Genomic DNA, 19266 nt, shown 5'->3' with positions numbered 1-19266 from the left:
CGGTCCGGTCTGGCCCGGTCCTGCCCAGCCCGGTCGGGTCGGGTCGCGGGCAACGGGTGAAAGCCGAGGTCAGGTGTCGGGCCGGACGGGGTCCGGCCGAGTCGCCTCGGGCTGGGTGTCAAGGGCGCCGCGCAGCTCGTCGAGCTCCTCGGGCGCGACGAGGCCGCCCTCAGCCGCATGGTCGAGCAGGCTGGCCGCGGTGTCACGTGATCCCGACGCCAGCAGGTCGACGAGCGTGCGGGCCGCACTCGTCGCCCGCAGGCCGTGCACCTGCTCCTGCTGCTCGGCGGACATCGCGTCGTACCACAGCACGACGCCCTTGTTCCGCCGCCGCGAGGAACCGGGTGGCAGGAGCAGGTGGATCGGCTCGTCGTCCGAGCACGGCGGCAGGGTCGGGAACTCGTGCAGGCGCGCTGCCGTCAGGCCGCAGAGGGTGGCGCACGGCAGGACGAGCAGCGCCGCCTGACAGCGCCCAAGATAAGTGTCGCAGGTGGGGACGACATATCCGCCCTGGACGGGATTAAGCCAGTCCTCGTTCTGGACCAACTGATGTAGGCGATGGTCGGTAAGGCCGGCACAACGCGCCTGTACGCGCGTGAGCGCACCCTTCTGGCGGCACGCGACCGCCAGGGCCCGAGCAAGCGCGGGGTCGTGGCGACTCATGCCTTCCACGGTGCCAGGAGCAAATCCAGCCGTGCGCCGATATCCAGCCCTCGATCGATGACCTGGCTGAAAATTCTTCGATAGCCAACCGTCGGGCGCACTAAAGATATAAGCACGAATACGATTTCCCAATATTTTTGTCTTCCGGGTTCAGAGGTAGGGATCCCGGGTAGGCGCCGGCGGGACGAAGGGCCGGGGGCAGCCCCGGAGGTCTCGACCCCGGGCCTCGTACACCCGGCGACCTCTGGGGCCCGGCTGCCCGGGGGCCCGGCTGCCTCTGTGCTCGGGGGCCGGGGAACCTCGGAACCCGGAGCCGGCAGCATCTGGACCTGGGGGCCAGGGGCCCGGAGATCGGAGATCACGGGTCGACCCCGCACACCCCGGTAGCCTGCTCGCCCTTTGACATCCTTCTCACTCTTTCAGGCAGGGTTCCACCGGAAAAGCCACCCGAAACGGCGAGAAAGAAACGAAAAGGCGAGTAGCCGAGCGCCAGAATCGGTCCGGACCAGCCCGGACCGACCCGGACCGGACCCCAGCCACCCGCCCCCCACATCACACCTTCACGGATGCCCGAATACCGGCCGCGCCTGGCGGTTGCCGGCTACTTCTGGGCAATGGTCAGTGGATGGCGACCTCCAGGCCGATCAGAACGATGCCGAGTAGGGCGATTCCCGCGGTGTAGCCGGCGAGTCGCCAGCGGCGTAGGCCTCCCGCGCGCCCGGAGAACAGGCCCCACGCGCAGAGCAGCAGCAGCGAGGTCCACAGTGCCGCCTCCTGCGCGTCGCTGACGCTCGCGCCGGCCGCACGGGCGACTGCCAGCACGGCGAGCGGCAGGAACGAGGCCCGGACCATCGGCCAGTTCTCGACCAGCGCGCGCCGGGCGCCAGACCAGCCGAAGCCGGCGTCGGCGCCGGCGCCGGCGCCGGCTCGGCGATCGGCTACGCGCCCGATGCCGTCACCGGTGTCGCGCCGGACGCGGTGGCCGATGGCGTGGGCGTAGCCGTGTGCCAGCCAGAAGACGACCATTGTCGTGGCGACCGCGGCGATGATCTCGGCGGCCGAGTCCTGATCAGGGTCCTGGGCGGCGATCAGGCCGGCGGCCAGCACCGTCCCGTAGACGGCGTGCCGGGGATGACCGGTTGACGGGAAGAGGATGGCCCGGGCCGCGGCGCGGAAGGCGCCGTCGGCCGTTGAACCGCCCGCGGTGTCCCCGGCGCTCGCCACAAGGCGACATGCTGCCGGCGGCCGCCGGCATCCGCATCCCGACCAGGACCCCGGGCCGGTCGCCCCGGCCCGGGGTCCGCCGCCGGGCAACCGAGCGGGGGCATCACGAAGAGGCACGTTGAGCGGGCGTCCCGGGCAGGAGGCTACCGGTACGGTCGGACCATGCCGCTGACACATGAGGAGTTCGCCGGGCTGACGCATCTCGGCTCGGGGAAGGTGCGTGAGCTGTTCGCGGTCGGGGATGACGCGGTGCTGCTCGTGGCGAGCGACCGGATCTCAGCCTTCGACGTCGTGCTGCCCACGGAGATCCCCGACAAGGGCGCGGTGCTCACCGGGCTCAGCCTGTGGTGGTTCGACCAGCTCGGTGATCTCGTCCCGAGCCATGTGATCAGTTCGAGTGTGGACGAGTACCCGGCGGAGCTCGCGCCCTACGCCGAGCAGCTGCGCGGGCGTTCGATGCTGTGCCGCCGGCTGGACATGGTGCAGATCGAGTGTGTCGCCCGCGGCTACCTGACCGGCAGCGGGCTGAAGGACTACCAGCGCTCCGGCACCGTCAGCGGCCATCCGCTCCCCGCCGGCCTGGAGGATGGCAGCAGGCTGCCGAACCCGATCTACACGCCGTCGACGAAGGCGCCGATCGGGGAGCACGACGAGAACATCAGCCGGGACGACGCGGCCGGGCGGGTCGGCGCGGAGCTGGCGGCCGAGCTCGAGCGGCTCACCCTGCAGATCTTCGGGCGGGCCAGCGACCTGGCCGCCGAGCGCGGGATCCTGCTGGCCGACACCAAGTTCGAGTTCGGCCACGACACCGACGGCGTGCTGCGGCTCGCCGACGAGGTGCTCACCCCCGACTCGTCCCGGTTCTGGCCGGCGGACGCCTGGACTCCGGGCGGCACCCAGCCGTCCTATGACAAGCAGTTCATCCGCGACTACCTGGTCAGCACGGGGTGGGACCGCAACCCGCCGGCACCGGAGCTGCCCGACGACATCGTCGAGTCGACGCGCGCCCGCTATGTCGAGGCCTACGAGCGGCTGACCGGGATCTCGTTCAAGGATTACCTGTCCACCGCGTGACCATCCCGCCGGCCGGGGGTTAGCCCCACCTGGGGCCGCGAGCGAACCCCACCGGGCACCGGAGGATTTCGGCACCTCAAACCTGGTAGCTCTCCGCAGTGACCAGGAACGGCCGGAACGAGATCGTCGTTCCATGCGCACGAGACCTCCGACAGCATCGACGCCGCGCCGCTCACCCGCCCCGTCGGGGTCCGGCGCCTCGGACGGGCCGGCCGACCGCGGCCCACGCCATGCTCACCGGGCCGCGCCGACCGGCGCGTCCCCCGACGGCCCCACGCCCACACGCACGCACGCCACCCACCTGGCCGCCCGCGCGGCCCGGTGGAGCGTGCGGCACCGCCGCCTCGCCATCGGCGGCTGGATCCTCGGCGTCGTGCTCGTCACGCTGCTGGGGAGCCTGATCGGGACCAGCACCCTCGGTGACGACGATTACAGCGTCGGTGAGGACGGGCGGGCCCAGAGCACCCTGGACGCGCACGGGTTCACCTCCCCCGCCAACGAGAACGTGCTGATCCAGCGGCCGGCGCAGGCGGCCAGCCCCGAGGAGCTGCTCGCCGACCCCGAGCTGCGGGCCGCCCTCGCGGACGTCGCCGCGCGGCTCGACGGCACCGGTGAGGTGACCAACCTGCGGGCGCCGATCGCGCTGCCCGGGGTGGAGGCGAACCCCGGGCTGGTGTCCACCGACCGTCGTTCGGTCATGGTGACCTTCGAGATGCGCGGTGACGAGGACACCGCCACCGACCGGATCGACCCGGTGCTGGCCGCCGTCGCGGCCGCGGCCGACGAGCATCCGGGGCTGCTCGTCGAGGAGGTCGGCGAGGCGAGTGCCGACAAGGCGCTCGGCGACACGATCGGCAAGGACTTCAAGCGGGCCGAGCTGCTCGCCATCCCGCTCACCCTCGGCATTCTGCTGGCCGTCTTCGGCGCGGTCGTCGCCGCGCTGGTGCCGGTCGCGCTCGCGCTGACCGCGTTCGTCGGGGCGCTGGGTGTCGTCGCCTTCACCAGCCGGCTGCTGCCCACGGACGAGACCGCGACCTCGGTCATGCTGCTCATCGGCCTGGCGGTCGGCGTCGACTACGCCCTGTTCTACATCCGCCGCGAGCGTGAGGAGCGGGCCGCCGGGCACAGCCCGCAACGCGCGCTGGAGATCGCCGCGGACACTTCGGGTCACGCCGTTCTGGTGTCCGGGCTGACGGTCGCCGTCTCGATGGCGGGTCTGCTGCTGACCGGGCTGAGCGTGTTCAGCGGAATCGCCGGCGGCACGGTCATCGTGGTGCTGATCGCGGTGCTCGGCTCGCTCACAGTGCTGCCGGCGGTGCTGTCCTGGCTGGGTGACCGGGTCGAGCTCCTGCGGCTGCCCTGGCACCGCCGCGCCGCCACCCGCGCCGACGCCGCGGCGGTGGCCGCGACCGGAGTGAACACGGCGGGCACCACGACCCCCGCGGGCGCGGATCTGACCCGGCCCGGCCTGATGGGACGGCTGCTGCGCCGCCCCGGCATCGTCGCGGTGGTCACCGGCGGGCTGCTGATCCTGCTGGCGGTGCCCGCCCTGGGGCTGCGGACCGTCGAGCCGGGCATGGACGACATCCCCGACGATCTTCCGATCATGCAGACCTACGATCGGGTCCAGGCGGCCTTCCCGGGCGAGCAGACGGCCGCGGTCGTCGTGGTCTCGGCCGCCGACATGCGGGCGCCGCAGGCGGTGGGCGCCATCGACGCGCTGCGCGAGCGGGCGCTGGCCAGCGGCATGATGTACGAACCGATCACCACCGAGATCAGCGCGGACGGCCAGGTCGCCAAGATCTCGATCCCGATCGCGGGCGGGGGCACCGACGACGCTTCGCTGCGGGTGCTCGACACGCTGCGCGGGGAGATCATCCCCAGCACGATCGACCCGGTCTCCGGGATGTCGGCGGACGTCACCGGGTGGACGGCCGGTTCGGCCGACTTCAACGCCCAGCTCAACGGGCGCACCCCGCTGGTGATCGGGTTCGTGCTGGTCCTGGCCTTCCTGCTGCTGCTGGCCGCGTTCCGCAGCGCCATCGTCGCCGCGGCGGCCGTCGCGCTGAACCTGCTGTCGGTGGCCGCGGCGTACGGCCTGCTCGTGGTGGTGTTCCAGCATCACTGGGCGGACGGCCTGCTCGGCTACACCTCGACCGGGGCCATCACCAACTGGCTGCCGCTGATGCTCTTCGTGATCCTGTTCGGCCTGTCCATGGACTACCAGGTGTTCGTGCTCAGCCGGGTCCGGGAGGCCTACGACTCGGGCCTGCCGATGCGCGACGCGGTGCTGGTCGGGGTCCGGCGTAGCGCCGGGGTGGTGACCAGCGCGGCCGTGATCATGGTGGCGGTGTTCAGCATCTTCGCCACCCTGTCGCAGGTGAGCATGAAGCAGCTCGGCGTGGGGCTCGGCGCGGCGATCCTGCTGGACGCGACCGTGATCAGGGTGATCCTGATGCCAGCCGTCCTGACGCTGATCGGCGAGCGGGCGTGGCGCCGCCGGCCCGCAGCCGTCGCCGACGACGACCGGGGGACGGTCGTCCCGGTGCCGGCGGGTGACCGCCGGCCGCAGCTCCCGGCGCAGGCCCCCGCGCCCGCCGCGCCCCCCGCACCCGCCGGCCACGGCCCGTTCTCCGGCATGGGCGACTTCCCCCGTCACCGCCAGGACTGACCGCGCAGGTCCAGTCACCGATTCCGTCCAGTCACCGCCCCCGGTCGCGCCGTAGCGGCCGGGGGCGGTGTGTCTTCTCGGGTCTCCGGCCGCGGCGCGAGCCGGCCCGATGCCGTCCCGGCCAGGCTTGCGCGGTGAAAGACGGCCCGGTCACAGACCGGGCCGAGGGAGGTTGCATGCGGGTTACAGTGTCCGGCGACGTCCGGTACCCCATCCGAGGACTGGAACGGACAGATGCCTGTTCACATGCCTGCCCAATCGCCCGCCCGCCCGATTTCCGGGCCGGCCGCACCGACCTCGCTGCCCTCGCCGGCTGCACCGACCTCGCCATCGGCGTCAGCCGGGCCGGGGGGCGGGACCACCGCCTCCGGACCACCGGCCCGAACGGGCCGGCCCGCCGTCGCCCGCACCCGCGCCGAGCTCGCCGCCCTGCTGAGCGAACCCGGCGCGTCCCCCGTCGGGGACGGCCCCGCGCGGGGGGTGCGCGCCGTCGTGATGACGATGGGCGCCCTGCACCGCGGGCACGCCGAGCTGATCAGAGCGGCCCGGCGCCGGGCCGACCAGGTGGTGGTCACAATCTTTGTGAACCCGCTGCAGTTCGGGCCGGGTGAGGATCTCGACCGCTACCCCCGCACCTTCGAGGCCGACCTCGATCTCTGCGCGCGCGAGGGCGTCGACGCCGTCTACGCCCCGGCCCAGGTCCATGATCCCGCACCGCTGGTCACCCTGAGTGCCGGCCCGCTCGGCGACGTCCTCGAGGGGGCGTCCCGGCCGGGCCACTTCGACGGGATGCTCACCCTGGTCGGCACGATGCTGCACCTCGTGCGCCCTGATGTGGCCTTCTTCGGCCGCAAGGACGCCCAGCAGCTCGTCTGCATCCGCCGGATGGTCGCCGACCTGGCGTTCCCGGTGGAGATCGTCGGAGTACCGACGGTGCGGGACACCGACGGTCTCGCCCTGTCGAGCCGAAACGCCTACCTTGGGCCGGAGCAGCGGCGCAGCGCGCTGGCGCTCTCCCGGGCACTGTCCGCCGGCACCGGGCAGGCTGGAGCGGGCGCGGCGGCCGTACTGTCCGCGGCCCGGTCGGTGCTGGCCGCCGAGCCGGGCGTGGACGTCGACTACCTGACGCTGGCCAACCCGTCCGATCTCGGGCCGGTCGAGGTCGGGCCGGCGCTGCTGCTGGTCGCCGCCCGGGTCGGGAACACCCGGCTGATCGACAACGTCGAACTCATCCTGACGGGGGCCGGGCCGGCCCCCGCCGACGACGAAGCCCGCGGCAAAGACCACAACGAGGCTCGCAACGACGCCGGCAAGGGCAAGGAGGTCTGACCGGTGTTCCGGACCATGCTCAACTCGAAGATCCACCGGGCGACGGTCACCCAGGCCGACCTGCACTACGTGGGCTCGGTGACGATCGACGCCGACCTGATGGCGGCCGCCGACCTGCTGCCTGGCGAGCAGGTGACGATCGTCGACATCAACAACGGCGCCCGGTTGGAGACCTACGCGATCAGCGGCCCGGCCGGCAGCGGAATCATCGGGATCAACGGGGCGGCCGCCCGGCTGGTCCACCCCGGCGACCTCGTCATCATCATCTCCTACGGGATCATGGATGACGCCGAGGCACGCCGGCACGTCCCGAAGGTCCTGTTCGTCGACGCGGAGAACCGGATCATCGGGCAGGGCGGTGATCCGGCGGCGGCGCTGCCGGGCGATCCGTCCAGCCTGCGGGGCGACGTCCTGGACCCGGCCGGCGCTCGCGGCCTGGGCGGGGGGGCGTAGCGAGGTGCCTGTTCTTCCGCACCGACTCGGCGCGCCCCGTCCGGGCTGGACCAGGCACGCCGACATCGTGGTCATCGGGTCCGGGATCGCCGGGCTCACCACCGTGCTGCACGCGCGCGCGGCGAGCCCGGACAGCCGCGTCCTGCTGGTCACCAAGGCCCTGCTGGACGCCGGATCGACCCGCTGGGCCCAGGGCGGCATCGCCGCGGCCCTGGGCGTCGGGGACTCCCCGGCCGAGCACCACCGCGACACCCTCGTGGCCGGGGTCGGCCTGTGCGACCCGGTGGCGGTCGACATCCTGGTCACCGAGGGTCCCGCCCGGGTGCGGGAGCTCGCGGCACTCGGCGCCCGGTTCGACCGGGAGCCCGACGGGGCGCTCTCACTCACCCGCGAGGGCGGCCACCTGCGCAATCGCATCGCGCACGCCGGTGGCGACGCCACCGGGCTGGAGGTGGAGCGCGCACTGATCGCCGCCGTGCGCGCCGACCCGTCCATCGAGGTGCTCGAGCACGCGCTCGTCCTCGACCTGCTCACGGACCGAGGCGGGCGGGCGGTCGGAGCCACGCTGCACGTGCTCGGCGAGGGCAGCCGGGACGGCGTCGGCGCCGTGACGGCACGCGCGATCGTCCTGGCCACCGGTGGCATGGGGCAGATCTTCGCGTCGACGACCAATCCGGCGGTCTCCACCGGCGACGGGGTGGCGCTCGCCCTGCGTGCCGGGGCGGTCGTGACCGACCTGGAGTTCGTCCAGTTCCATCCGACGGCGCTGTGGCTGCCTGAGCACGAGTCGGGCCAGCAGCCGCTGGTCAGCGAGGCGATGCGCGGCGAGGGCGCGCTGCTGGTGGACGCGGCCGGCCGGCGGGTGATGGCCGGCGTCCACCCGCTGGCCGACCTGGCGCCCCGGGATGTCGTCGCGAAGCGGATGTCGCGGGTGATGGCCGAGCAGGGGGTGCGCCACCTGTTCCTCGATGCCCGCCACCTGGGCACCGAGACGCTCCTGCGCCGGTTTCCGACCATCACCGCCCGGTGCCGGGCCGCGGGCATCGACCCGGTGACCATGCCGATCCCGGTGGCCCCGGCGGCGCACTACGCCAGTGGCGGGGTCCGCACCGACGTGTGGGGGCGCACGAGCGTCCCCGGGCTGTACGCGTGCGGGGAGGTCGCCTGCACGGGGGTGCACGGGGCGAACCGGCTGGCGTCCAACAGCCTGCTGGAGGGGCTGGTGTTCGCGGCGCGAATCGCCGAGCACATCGCCGGGCTGCCCGGGGTCCGCCCGGTGGACGGACCCGGCGGCACGCCGCCCACCGGGGAGCCGACGGGCGCGCGGGGATCGGGCCTGACCGATCCGACCGAGCGCGGTGACCTTGCCCGGGTGATGACCGACGGGGCGGGCGTCCTGCGCAGCGCCGAGAGCCTGCGGGCGACGTCCAAGATGCTTGCCGGCCTCGGTGACCTGCGGGTCAGCGGGGCGACCGTGCAGGCCGGGCCGGCGGCCTGGGAGATGACGAACCTGCGCACGGTGGCGACCGCGCTGGTCGCGGCGGCGGAGCTGCGCACCGAGACCCGCGGCTGCCACTGGCGCGAGGACTTCGGCGCCCGCGACGACGAGCACTGGCGCGGGCATGTGCTGACCAGGCTGGATCAGGAGGGGAAGCTGATCGTGACCTACGAGGCACCGCCGGCCGAGGAACGGTCGAACGGGGCACGCGCGGCGCAGGGCCCGTCGGCCCGGTCGCAGGCCCCGTCAGCCCCGTCGGGCCCGTCGGGCCGGTCAGCGGCGTCCCAGGCGCGGTCGGCGTGAGTGGCGAGCGGCTGGGCCCGCCGCTCGGCCCCGACCAGCTTTCGGCCGCCGTCCTCGCGGGGCTGAAGTCCGCGGGGCTGGAGGCGGCGGCGGTCCTCGACGTGATCGGTCGGGCCCTCGCCGAGGATCTTCCCGTGGCCACGTCCCCGCAGGCCAGCGGGGCACCCCGGCCGGCGGACGAGGCAGCCCTGCCAGATGGTGAGGCGGCCCCGCAGGTGGGCGAGCCGGCCTGGGCGGTCGACGCGACGTCCGCGGCGACCGTGGACGCGGCGCTGACCAGTACCGGTTCCGTGGTCTCCCGGGCGGACGGCGTGGTGGCGGGCGTGCCGGTCGCCGCGGCCGTGTTCGAGGTGCTGCTCGGCGCCGCGGTCACCGTGACGCCGAGGCTCGCCGACGGCGACCGGGTCGTTCCGGGCACGGAGGTGCTCCGGGTGCGTGGTCCCGTCCGTGGGCTTCTCACCGCCGAGCGGACCGCGCTCAACCTGCTCTGCCACCTCTCCGGGGTGGCCAGTGTGACCCGGCTGTGGGCCGACGCGGTCGCCGGCACCGGCGCGGCCGTCCGCGACACCCGCAAGACCCTGCCCGGGCTGCGCGCGCTGGAGAAGTACGCGGTGCGCTGCGGCGGCGGGCGCAACCACCGGATGTCGCTGGCCGACGCCGCGCTGGTCAAGGACAACCACGTGATCGCGGCCGGCGGCGTGGCGGCGGCGTTCACCGCGGTGCGCGCCCGGTACCCGGACCTGCCCGTCGAGGTCGAGTGCGACACCGTCGAGCAGGTCGTCGAGGCGGTCGGCGCCGGAGCCGACCTGATCCTCTGTGACAACATGTCCCTGGACGAGCTGCGCGCGTCGGTCGCCGTCGCCCGGCCGGCCGGGGTCCTGTTGGAGGCGAGCGGCGGGCTCACCCTCGACGTGGCCGCCGCGGTGGCCGCCACCGGGGTCGACTTCCTCGCCGTCGGCGGGCTCACCCACTCGGCGCCCGCGCTGGACCTCGGCTTCGACCTCGCGGTGCCGGCTCCCCGCTGACGCCCGCGCACCGCGCGCACCCCACCCCCCGAGCGGACAGACCCTGGACGGCCGAAACATGCTGCTGACGATCGACGTAGGCAACACGAACACCGTGCTGGGTGTTTTCGACGGCGATCAACTCGCCAACTCGTGGCGGGTCCGCACCGACCCGAGAGCGACCGCCGACGAGCTGGGCTGGCTCTACCGCGGCCTCCTCGGCGACCACCCGATCGGCGGTGTCTCGGTGTGTTCCACCGTGCCGGCCGCCCTCCGGGAGATCCGCCGGATGGTCAGCCGGACGTTCCCGGCGATGCCGACCGTCGTCGTCGAGCCCGGCACCCGCACCGGGGTGCCGATCCTCATCGACAACCCGAAGGAGGCCGGCGCCGACCGGATCATGAACACGCTGGCCGCCCACCACCTCTACGGCGGCCCGGCGATCGTGGTCGACTTCGGCACGGCCACGAACATCGACGTGGTGTCCGCGCGGGGCGAGTTCCTCGGCGGGGCGTTCGCGCCGGGCATCGAGGTCGCGCTGGACGCGTTGGCCTCCCGTGCCGCGCAGCTGCGCAACGTCGAGCTGACCACCCCCCGTTCGGTGATCGGCAAGAGCACCGTCGAGGCACTGCAGTCCGGGATGATCTACGGCGTCGTCGGCCAGGTGGACGCGCTGGTCCGCCGCATCCGGGCCGAGCTGGGCACACCGGCCACCACGATCGCCACCGGCGGCCTGGCCCCGCTGGTGATCAAGGAGAGCGAAACCCTCGACAATCACGAGCCGCACCTGACCCTGATCGGGCTGCGGCTTGTCTTCGAGAAGAACACCGAACCGCGCTGAGGTGAAGTCCGGGAAGACCCGGTCCGCGCCGTCTCTATCGGATTTCCGACAACCATCCGGGCGCCGTCGGACGGAACAGCCGGACTCCGCGGTAATCCGGTGACGCGCCGCCAGCTACATCCCCGTTCCGGGCAGGAAACCATCCGGCATCGGCGTGCCCGGGTTAGCCTTTCCCTCATGCGGCACAGCACGGGGGCGACCTCACGATTCGGCGGCCCGCACGGCCGGCACGGCTGGACGGCCCCGTCCATCCGAACAGCGACGTTCAACCGAACAACGCCGTTCACCTGGACGGTACTGTTCGTCTCGGCCGCACTGTTCGTTCTCGTCGGGGCACCTGTGGGGATGGCCGGCGGGGCCACCGCGGCACCGGGAACGCTGACCGTGGCCGCACTGGGCGACTCATACTCCTCCGGTGAGGGAACGCCCCCGTTCGAAGCGGCCTTCGCGAGCTGCCGCCGCAGCGCCGGGGCGTGGCCACGGCTGCTCGCCACCCTCGACCCGCCGGCCACCACCGTCCTGCACGCGGCGTGCGGGGGTGCGACGACGGAGGCCATGACCGAGCCCCAGCGGGGCTCCTCGCCCCAGCTCGACCAGCTGCGCGCCCTGCCGACCCCGCCCGACGTGGTGACGCTGACCATCGGCGGCAACGACGCCGGGTTCAGCCAGGTCATGTTCAGCTGTGTCGCATGGAAGTGCTTCTGGGACGGCGACGACCGCCGCCGGCGGGACTACGTCGAGGACGTGCTTCCCGACGTCCTGGTCGCCACCTACAAAGAGGTGAAGGCCGCGGCGCCGCACTCCCGGATCGTGGTCGTCGGGTATCCCACCATCGTTCCGCGGTCCCAGAGCGACAACACCTGCCGATGGCTCGACAAGAGTGAGCGCCGCCAGCTCGCCAGCCTGAACAACGCGCTCAACCGGACTATCCACAGGGCGGCGTCCGAGGCCGGTGTCGAGTACGTATCGACCGATCGGTCCCTGCGCGGTCATGAAATGTGCACCAAGGACTCCTGGGTGAATCCGATCGGCCTTTTCGGCGCGAGCCGGAGTCTCAGCGCCCATCCGAGCCGGGCCGGCCAGGAGGCCCTGGCGAAAACCGTCCACAAGGCCCTCTTCGACGACCGCTGACGGCTGGCGTCAGCCCGCGGCGGACCGGAGCTCGGCGAGCACCCGCCGGGTGTCGGCCGTCTCCCAGCCGCCGGCGGCCAGGCCGGGATCGCGCGCCGTCCAGCGGTCGAGCAGCCGCACGCCGGCGCCGCGCAGCGTGCGGCACGACGCCGCGAAGGCCGGATGGGCCGCCTGCGGCTCCGCCAGGCAGGGCGCCGCGACGACCGGGAGACCGAGGCCGAGCGCCTCGGTGAGCAGCCCCAGCACGAGGGTGTCCGCGATGCCGGCCGCCCACTTGTTGATCGTGTTGAAGGTCGCCGGGACCACCACGAAGGCGGCCGGCGGCGGGAGGACGTCGGGCTGGCCCGGAAACTTGTAGTCGGTGCGCACGGGATGCCCCGTGGCCGCGGCGAGGGCAGGCAGGTCCAGCCAGGCGGCGGCCCGCGGCGTCGTCACGACGCACACGTCCCAGCCGTCCCGGCGGGCCTCGGTGGCGAAGTCCGCGGCGGCCAGCGCGGGCAGCGCCGCGCACACGACGTGGTAGAGCACTCGCGGTGAGGTCGTCATGGCTGCCAAGTCTCGGTGGCCGCGCCGTCTCGTCCATCGGACTTGCCGAATCGGCACCGCGAGCGCGTCGACTGCGGGAAGAATGTCTCGTCCGTGCCACTATGAACGACCGGGGCCGCGGGATCCTCCGGTCGACGACGGGGAGGCGCATGTCCGCCGCAGTGGTCGCGTTCTTCAACAACAAGGGCGGCGTGGGCAAGACGTCCCTCGTCTACCACCTGGCGAACATGTACGCCGACCTCGGCCGGCGCGTCCTCGCGGCGGATCTCGACCCACAGGCGAACCTGACCGCCTCCTTCCTGGACGAGGACACGCTCGAACGCCTGTGGCACCCCGAGGCCCGGCGGTCCGCCGCACCGGCGCGAACCATCCACGGGATGCTGCGCCCGCTGATCGAGGGCACCGGCGACATCGCGCCCGCGCCCGGCCAGCTGGTCGGCGACAACCTCGTCCTGCTCCCCGGCGACCTGGAGCTCTCCGGCTTCGAGGACGAGCTCTCGCAGGCCTGGCCACGTTGCCTCGAGGGGCCCGGCAACCCCCGGGCCTTCCGCGTCATGAGCGCGCTGGGCCGGCTGGTGCGCGCGGTGGCCGACCTGCACGACGTCGAGATCGTGGTGATCGACGTCGGCCCGAATCTCGGCGTGATCAACCGGGCCGCCCTGGTGGCCAGCGACCATGTCGTCGTCCCGCTCGCCCCGGACCTGTTCAGCATGCAGGGTCTGCGCAACCTCGGCCCGGCCCTGCGGGCGTGGCGCGACGGCTGGGCTGACCGGCTGGCCCGGGCCCCGCGTGACGTCGCAGGCCTGCCAGGTGGTGGTATGCGCCCCCTCGGTTACGTCATGCTGACACCGCACGGGCGCTCCGACCGGCCGTCGCGCGCGCACAGCCGCTGGATCTCCCGCATGCCGACGGTCTACGCCCAGGAGGTCCTCGGCGTCGCTCCCCGGGTGCCGGTCGACATCGCCGTCGATCAGCACTGCCTGGCCCAGGTGCAGCACTACCGCAGCCTCATGCCGCTCGCGCAGCTCGCCCGGCGGCCGGTCTTCGCGCTGCGCCCGTCGGACGGCATCGTCGGAAGCCACCTGCAGACCACACAGCGCGCCTACCGCGACTTCTCCACGCTGGCCGTCCGGATCGCGCGCCGGATGGCCGAGGCCGAGCGGCGGCCCGGTCCCCGGGAGCTGGAGCCGGCGCCTCGGGTGGATCACCGCCCCGTGGGTGGACGGCCGCCGGGCACGAGCCCCACGGCAGGTCCGGCGGCAGGTCCCATGGCAGGTTCCACTGCAGGCCTCACGGTAGGTCTCGGGGCGGTAGGCGGTCCGCGCCCGGCCCTCGGCCCCGACGCCGAGGTGGCCCTGAGCCGGGTTCCTCTCGCCCGGAGCGAGACCGCTCCGCGCGCGGCGATCGCCGACGGCCCGGCCGCGCGCGTCGCCACCAGCCCGGTCGCGGGTCGGCCCGGAGGGCCGGCGGCAGGCCTACCAGCCGGGCCGGTCGCGGGTGCGCTCAGCGCGCCGGTCATAGCCGGCGCCTCCGTCGCCCCCGAGGCGAGCGTCGCCACCAGCCCGGACTCCGTCGGCCCGGTCTCGATGGCCGCTCCCCTGCCGCCGGGGCTGCCACCCACCGTCGCCATGCCCCGGGTGCGTCCCGACCGCCCCCGCCCCGGCCGCGCCGGCTGACTCGGCTGACTCCGGATCAGGGAACCGTGGCGCAGGTCGGGTCGGCGCCACCCCGGCCTCCCACCGTGATGAGCCGGACCGCCGAGGGCGCGGGGTATAAGGTCAACCTCACTTGCTGATCTCGTGGACGCGGCTCCGGGTCGGGTCAGTCTCGGGTCAGGCGCGTCACAGGTCAGTCGGGTCGCAGGTCAGATCGGTCACAGGTCGCATCGGTCACAGGTCGCATCGGTCACAGGTCGCTGAGTTGCCCAGTCGCGTAGGTCGGCCACGGCGAATCCGTCCGCGGTCGGTTCAGTGGTCCTGCGCGCGGGGCAGGCAAAGAAGATAGAAGGTGGCGCCCGGCGGGCCCGTCCACCGAGCCGTCGGCGGACGGGCCGGGTCCACCAGGGTGGACACGGCTGGGTAGTGGACGTTTCCGGGTGAACCCGGACATCACGCGCGCCAAACCTTCGGCGGACTGTGACGAATCCATCTTGCCGACCGGCGAGCCCGGGACCAGCCGCGATGCTCTCGGCGCAGTGGCGGGTGGGCGACGCCGAGTTGACGGAGACGGTCAAGTTAGGCTTACCTAACACTATGTCTTCCGCAACGCCTCTCCGGTCGCACCCCGGGCCAGCGGCGGCCTTCCCGGTGGCAGTCCTCCCGGCGAGGACCCTGTCCGCGACGCCGTGCCCGGCCCGCCCGCCCAGCGTGACGATGGCGGCGCGATCGACTGCCGGACCACGCAGATGATTCCGGCCCAGAACTGCGCGACCCGGCCCGTCGGCCTGGCGGGTTTCGGCTCCACCCTGCGAGCGGTGGCCCCGGCCCTCGACCACCGCCACGCGATCGCCGGATCGCCCGAGCCGGCCGACGGCTGGATCGACGCCACCGACCTGCACAGCCCCGCGGGGCTGGACGCGGCGCTCGGCGTCATCCGCGATCATCACCAGGCCAGCGCCGAGGTCGCCGTCAGCTACCTAACCGCCTGGTATGCGGCGACCGTCGTCGGGCCGGCCGTCACCGCATTCGTCCTCACCCGCCGGGTCCCCGACCTCGACCCGGCCGGGATCTCGGTGCACTGTCGCGAAGGCGGCTGGTTCGACGCCACCGCGTTCCGAACGCGGCGGATGACGATCATGTACTCGGATCCCGTCCTGACGGCGCCGGTGCCGGCGCGGATCGCATCAGAACTGATCACCCAGGCCGGCGGCCCCGTCACCGAACGGGTACTCCCGGCCGGCACCTACGATCGCTACCCGGACAGCGTCGGCTACCCCGAGGGCATCACAGCGGACGATCCGATCGAGGTCGTGGAGGCCGTGGCCGACGTCGAGACGCTGCGCGCGCGACTGGTGAGCCAGATCGTCGGCCACCTCGAGCCCGTGCTCGCCGACCTGCGCCCGCGGGCCCGTCTCGGCCACGCGGCGCTGTGGGGCGCCGTCGCCGCGCAGTGCGGCCGTGCCTTTCTTCTCACCGAACGGGTGAGTGGTGATCCCCACGCCGGCCGCCTGGAAGCGGACGCCTTCTTCGCGAGCGCGTCACCGCCGCTGCGGGCGAGACCGACCTGGCAGCAGTTCGTCCATCGCGGCCGGCCGTACACGGGCATGCGGCGCGGCTCGTGCTGCCTGGCGCACCGGGTCACCGCCGAGTTCTGCACGGCGTGTCCGTTCGTGGCCGCCGAGGAGCGCGAGAACCGGCTCCGGGAGTGGATCGACACCCAGGGTCCCGGCGGTCTGGCGGTGTGAGCCGACATCCACGGGGCAGGCTTGAACGAGGCCGGACGTGGTCTGGCCGGACGTGGTCTGGCCGGGCGCGCTCTGGTCGGATCTGGGCCTGGGCGCACGCAACCTGGTCAGACGTGGTCTCAACGTGGCCTGAATCACACCGAAGGGCCACCTGAGTATCGGTTACCGTCGGTAGTGCTGGATTCGGGTCCAGCCGGTGGCCAGGGTCCCAGACACCCGTTCCCGCCACCGTTCCCGGAGCATCGCGGCTCCGGTTACAAGTTCTGATCATCTGCCCGTCGAGCCCCGGCCACGAACTGTCGGGGTCACCATGTCGTTCCGCTCTTGGCGGAACCACGTGACGGAATCATGCCTGGTCGGCCACGGTTGCGATGAACGTCTCCGCTGGTCGGCCGGCAATCCGGCCGCGACGCCGTCCCCGACGAGGGGGACGGTTCCGGCGGGTAGGTTTCTGTTCGATGCGTGAGGACATGCCTCGGCGGAGCTAGCATGCGGATACCGGCTGTCGTGTGGTCGGTCGCAGCTCGAAGGAGCGCACATGTTCGAGAGGTTCACCGACCGGGCACGTCGGGTCGTCGTCCTGGCCCAAGAAGAGGCCAGGATGCTCAACCACAACTACATCGGGACCGAGCACATCCTGCTCGGCCTGATCCACGAGGGCGAGGGCGTCGCCGCTAAGGCCCTCGAGTCGCTCGGGATCTCGCTCGAGGGTGTGCGGTCACAGGTCGAGGAGATCATCGGGCAGGGTCAGCAGGCGCCGAGCGGGCACATCCCGTTCACGCCCCGGGCCAAGAAGGTCCTCGAGCTCTCCCTGCGTGAGGCTCTCCAGCTCGGCCACAACTACATCGGCACCGAGCACATCCTGCTCGGCCTGATCCGCGAGGGCGAGGGCGTCGCCGCCCAGGTGCTGGTCAAGCTCGGCGCGGACCTCAACCGGGTCCGTCAGCAGGTCATCCAGCTCCTGTCCGGCTACCAGGGCAAGGGCGACCCGGCGACCGCCGGCGCCCCGGCCGAGGGAACGCCGTCGACCTCGCTGGTCCTCGACCAGTTCGGCCGCAACCTCACCGCGGCCGCTCGTGAGTCCAAGCTCGACCCGGTCATCGGGCGCGAGAAGGAGATCGAGCGCGTCATGCAGGTGCTGTCGCGCCGGACGAAGAACAACCCCGTCCTGATCGGCGAGCCCGGCGTCGGCAAGACCGCCGTCGTCGAGGGGCTCGCGCAGGCGATCGTCAAGGGCGAGGTCCCCGAGACCCTGAAGGACAAGCAGCTCTACACCCTCGACCTCGGCGCGCTCGTCGCCGGGTCCCGCTACCGCGGTGACTTCGAGGAGCGACTGAAGAAGGTCCTCAAGGAGATCCGCACCCGCGGCGACATCATCCTGTTCATCGACGAGCTCCACACGCTCGTCGGTGCGGGTGCCGCCGAGGGCGCGATCGACGCCGCCTCCATCCTCAAGCCCATGCTGGCGCGCGGGGAGCTGCAGACGATCGGCGCGACCACGCTGGACGAGTACCGCAAGCACCTGGAGAAGGACGCCGCTCTCGAGCGGCGGTTCCAGCCGATCCAGGTCGCGGAGCCGTCGGTGGCGCACACCATCGAGATCCTCAAGGGCCTGCGCGACCGGTACGAGGCGCACCACCGCGTCTCGATCACCGACGCCGCCCTGGTGGCCGCGGCCTCCCTGGCCGACCGCTACATCTCCGACCGGTTCCTGCCGGACAAGGCCATCGACCTGATCGACGAGGCCGGCTCCCGGATGCGCATCCGCCGGATGACCGCTCCGCCGGACCTGCGGGAGTTCGACGAGCGCATCGCGAACGTCCGCCGGGACAAGGAGTCCGCGATCGACGCGCAGGACTTCGAGAAGGCCGCGTCGCTGCGCGACAAGGAGAAGACCCTGCTGGCCGAGAAGGCCAAGCGGGAGAAGGAGTGGAAGGCCGGCGACATGGACGTCGTCGCCGAGGTCGGCGACGAGGAGATCGCGGAGGTCCTCGCGATCTGGACCGGCATCCCGGTCTTCAAGCTCACCGAGGAGGAGACCGCGCGTCTGCTCCGCATGGAGGACGAGCTCCACCGCCGGGTCATCGGCCAGGAGCAGGCCATCAAGGCCGTCTCCCAGGCGATCCGGCGCACCCGCGCCGGCCTGAAGGACCCGAAGCGCCCCGGCGGCTCGTTCATCTTCGCCGGCCCGTCCGGTGTCGGTAAGACGGAGCTGTCGAAGACGCTGGCGGAGTTCCTCTTCGGCGACGAGGACTCGCTCATCCAGCTCGACATGTCCGAGTACATGGAGAAGCACACCGTCTCGCGGCTGGTGGGCTCCCCGCCTGGCTACGTCGGGTACGAGGAGGGCGGCCAGCTCACCGAGCGGGTGCGGCGCAAGCCGTTCTCCGTGGTCCTCTTCGACGAGGTCGAGAAGGCCCACCCGGACGTCTTCAACACGCTCCTGCAGATCCTGGAGGACGGTCGCCTGACCGACTCCCAGGGCCGGCTGGTCGACTTCAAGAACACCGTCCTGATCATGACGTCGAACCTGGGCACCCGGGACATCTCCAAGGGCCCCGGCATCGGGTTCGCCACCGGCCAGGGCGCGGTCGACTACGAGCGGATGAAGGCGAAGGTCCAGGACGAGCTCAAGCAGCACTTCCGGCCTGAGTTCCTCAACCGGATCGACGACATCATCGTCTTCCACCAGCTCTCCGAGAACGAGATCATCCAGATCGTGGATCTCATGCTCGCCCGGGTCGACAGCCAGCTGAAGAACAAGGACATGGCGCTGGAGCTCACGCCGGCCGCCAAGGCCCTGCTCGCCAAGCGTGGCTACGACCCGGTGCTCGGCGCCCGGCCACTGCGCCGGACGATCCAGCGGGAGATCGAGGACATCCTGTCCGAGAAGATCCTGTACGGGACGCTGCGTCCCGGCGAGATCGTGGTCGGCGACGTCGAGGGTGAGGGCGAGGAGGCGAAGTTCGTCTTCCGCGGCGAGCCGAAGCCGAACTCGGTGCCGGACTCCCCGCCGATCGACCTCGCCAAGTCCAGCGAGTGACATCGGGCCGCAGGACGCCCAGCGCGTGAGGTGACGGCCGGTTCCGCCTTGGAGCGGGGCCGTCGCCCACCCGGGCCAGACCT

The 19266-nt window shown here is 72.4% G+C and carries 14 protein-coding genes; 11 read left to right on the top strand and 3 right to left on the bottom strand.

Annotated elements, in window-relative coordinates; translation table 11 throughout:
- Positions 1 to 69 precede the first annotated feature (69 nt).
- Positions 70 to 546 (bottom strand): hypothetical protein, encoded by a 477-nt coding sequence (locus tag MXD62_RS22890; RefSeq protein ID WP_248831524.1) that lies wholly within the window; start codon positions 544 to 546, stop codon positions 70 to 72.
- 735 nt (positions 547 to 1281) lie between these two features.
- Entirely contained in the window at positions 1282 to 1887 is a 606-nt protein-coding gene (locus tag MXD62_RS22885; protein ID WP_248831523.1) for a hypothetical protein, read from the bottom strand.
- Between the two features lie 162 nt (positions 1888 to 2049).
- Here MXD62_RS22885 and MXD62_RS22880 point away from each other — a divergent pair, with 162 nt between their 5' ends.
- The 8 genes from MXD62_RS22880 to MXD62_RS22845 all read left to right on the top strand — a co-directional run bounded on the left by MXD62_RS22880 (position 2050) and on the right by MXD62_RS22845 (position 12191).
- Positions 2050 to 2961 carry a phosphoribosylaminoimidazolesuccinocarboxamide synthase gene (locus tag MXD62_RS22880; protein WP_248831522.1) on the top strand — a complete coding sequence of 304 codons (912 nt, stop codon included), beginning with the start codon at positions 2050 to 2052 and terminating at the stop codon, positions 2959 to 2961.
- 133 nt (positions 2962 to 3094) lie between these two features.
- Entirely contained in the window at positions 3095 to 5632 is a 2538-nt protein-coding gene (locus MXD62_RS22875) for an MMPL family transporter (RefSeq protein ID WP_248831521.1), read from the top strand.
- A gap of 246 nt (positions 5633 to 5878) precedes the next feature.
- Positions 5879 to 6961, top strand: a complete 1083-nt coding sequence (gene panC, locus MXD62_RS22870; protein ID WP_248831520.1) for a pantoate--beta-alanine ligase — start codon at positions 5879 to 5881, stop codon at positions 6959 to 6961.
- 3 nt (positions 6962 to 6964) lie between these two features.
- Entirely contained in the window at positions 6965 to 7414 is a 450-nt protein-coding gene (gene panD / locus MXD62_RS22865) for an aspartate 1-decarboxylase (protein ID WP_071060811.1), read from the top strand.
- Between the two features lie 4 nt (positions 7415 to 7418).
- A complete protein-coding gene (locus MXD62_RS22860; RefSeq protein WP_248831519.1) occupies positions 7419 to 9215 on the top strand; it encodes an L-aspartate oxidase in 1797 nt (598 codons plus the stop codon).
- Positions 9212 to 10240, top strand: a complete 1029-nt coding sequence (nadC, locus tag MXD62_RS22855) for a carboxylating nicotinate-nucleotide diphosphorylase (protein ID WP_248831518.1) — start codon at positions 9212 to 9214, stop codon at positions 10238 to 10240. The genes MXD62_RS22860 and nadC overlap by 4 nt, the downstream gene beginning before the upstream one ends.
- A 58-nt stretch (positions 10241 to 10298) precedes the next feature.
- A complete protein-coding gene (locus MXD62_RS22850) occupies positions 10299 to 11060 on the top strand; it encodes a type III pantothenate kinase (protein WP_012157640.1) in 762 nt (253 codons plus the stop codon).
- 177 nt (positions 11061 to 11237) lie between these two features.
- Entirely contained in the window at positions 11238 to 12191 is a 954-nt protein-coding gene (locus tag MXD62_RS22845) for an SGNH/GDSL hydrolase family protein (protein ID WP_248831517.1), read from the top strand.
- A gap of 9 nt (positions 12192 to 12200) precedes the next feature.
- On the opposite strand, the gene MXD62_RS22840 is transcribed toward MXD62_RS22845, so the two are convergent.
- Entirely contained in the window at positions 12201 to 12737 is a 537-nt protein-coding gene (locus MXD62_RS22840; protein WP_071060805.1) for a flavoprotein, read from the bottom strand.
- Positions 12738 to 12886: 149 nt separating this feature from the next.
- On the opposite strand from MXD62_RS22840, the gene MXD62_RS22835 reads away from it, so the two are divergent.
- The 3 genes from MXD62_RS22835 (at position 12887) to MXD62_RS22825 (ending at position 19183) form a co-directional block, all read left to right on the top strand.
- Positions 12887 to 14413 carry an AAA family ATPase gene (locus MXD62_RS22835; protein WP_248831516.1) on the top strand — a complete coding sequence of 509 codons (1527 nt, stop codon included), beginning with the start codon at positions 12887 to 12889 and terminating at the stop codon, positions 14411 to 14413.
- Between the two features lie 728 nt (positions 14414 to 15141).
- On the top strand, positions 15142 to 16140 hold the full coding sequence (locus MXD62_RS22830; RefSeq protein ID WP_248831515.1) for a Fe-S oxidoreductase: 999 nt from the start codon (positions 15142 to 15144) through the stop codon (positions 16138 to 16140).
- Between the two features lie 538 nt (positions 16141 to 16678).
- Positions 16679 to 19183, top strand: coding sequence for an ATP-dependent Clp protease ATP-binding subunit (locus tag MXD62_RS22825; RefSeq protein WP_012157634.1), 2505 nt, complete (start codon positions 16679 to 16681; stop codon positions 19181 to 19183).
- Positions 19184 to 19266 lie beyond the last annotated feature (83 nt).

Origin of the sequence: Frankia sp. Mgl5 (assembly GCF_023242985.1) — a bacterium.
GTDB classification, from domain to species: domain Bacteria; phylum Actinomycetota; class Actinomycetes; order Frankiales; family Frankiaceae; genus Parafrankia; species Parafrankia soli.
This window is presented reverse-complemented; position numbering and strand designations above follow the sequence as displayed.

Coding starts and splice junctions, on each gene's coding strand:
- MXD62_RS22830 (WP_248831515.1), top strand. CDS start 15,142: ATGATTCCGGCCCAGAACTGCGCGACCCGGCCCGTCGGCCTGGCGGGT.
- MXD62_RS22880 (WP_248831522.1), top strand. CDS start 2,050: ATGCCGCTGACACATGAGGAGTTCGCCGGGCTGACGCATCTCGGCTCG.
- MXD62_RS22840 (WP_071060805.1), bottom strand. CDS start 12,737: ATGACGACCTCACCGCGAGTGCTCTACCACGTCGTGTGCGCGGCGCTG.
- MXD62_RS22835 (WP_248831516.1), top strand. CDS start 12,887: ATGTCCGCCGCAGTGGTCGCGTTCTTCAACAACAAGGGCGGCGTGGGC.
- MXD62_RS22875 (WP_248831521.1), top strand. CDS start 3,095: ATGCGCACGAGACCTCCGACAGCATCGACGCCGCGCCGCTCACCCGCC.
- MXD62_RS22845 (WP_248831517.1), top strand. CDS start 11,238: ATGCGGCACAGCACGGGGGCGACCTCACGATTCGGCGGCCCGCACGGC.
- MXD62_RS22825 (WP_012157634.1), top strand. CDS start 16,679: ATGTTCGAGAGGTTCACCGACCGGGCACGTCGGGTCGTCGTCCTGGCC.
- panC (WP_248831520.1), top strand. CDS start 5,879: ATGCCTGCCCAATCGCCCGCCCGCCCGATTTCCGGGCCGGCCGCACCG.
- MXD62_RS22850 (WP_012157640.1), top strand. CDS start 10,299: ATGCTGCTGACGATCGACGTAGGCAACACGAACACCGTGCTGGGTGTT.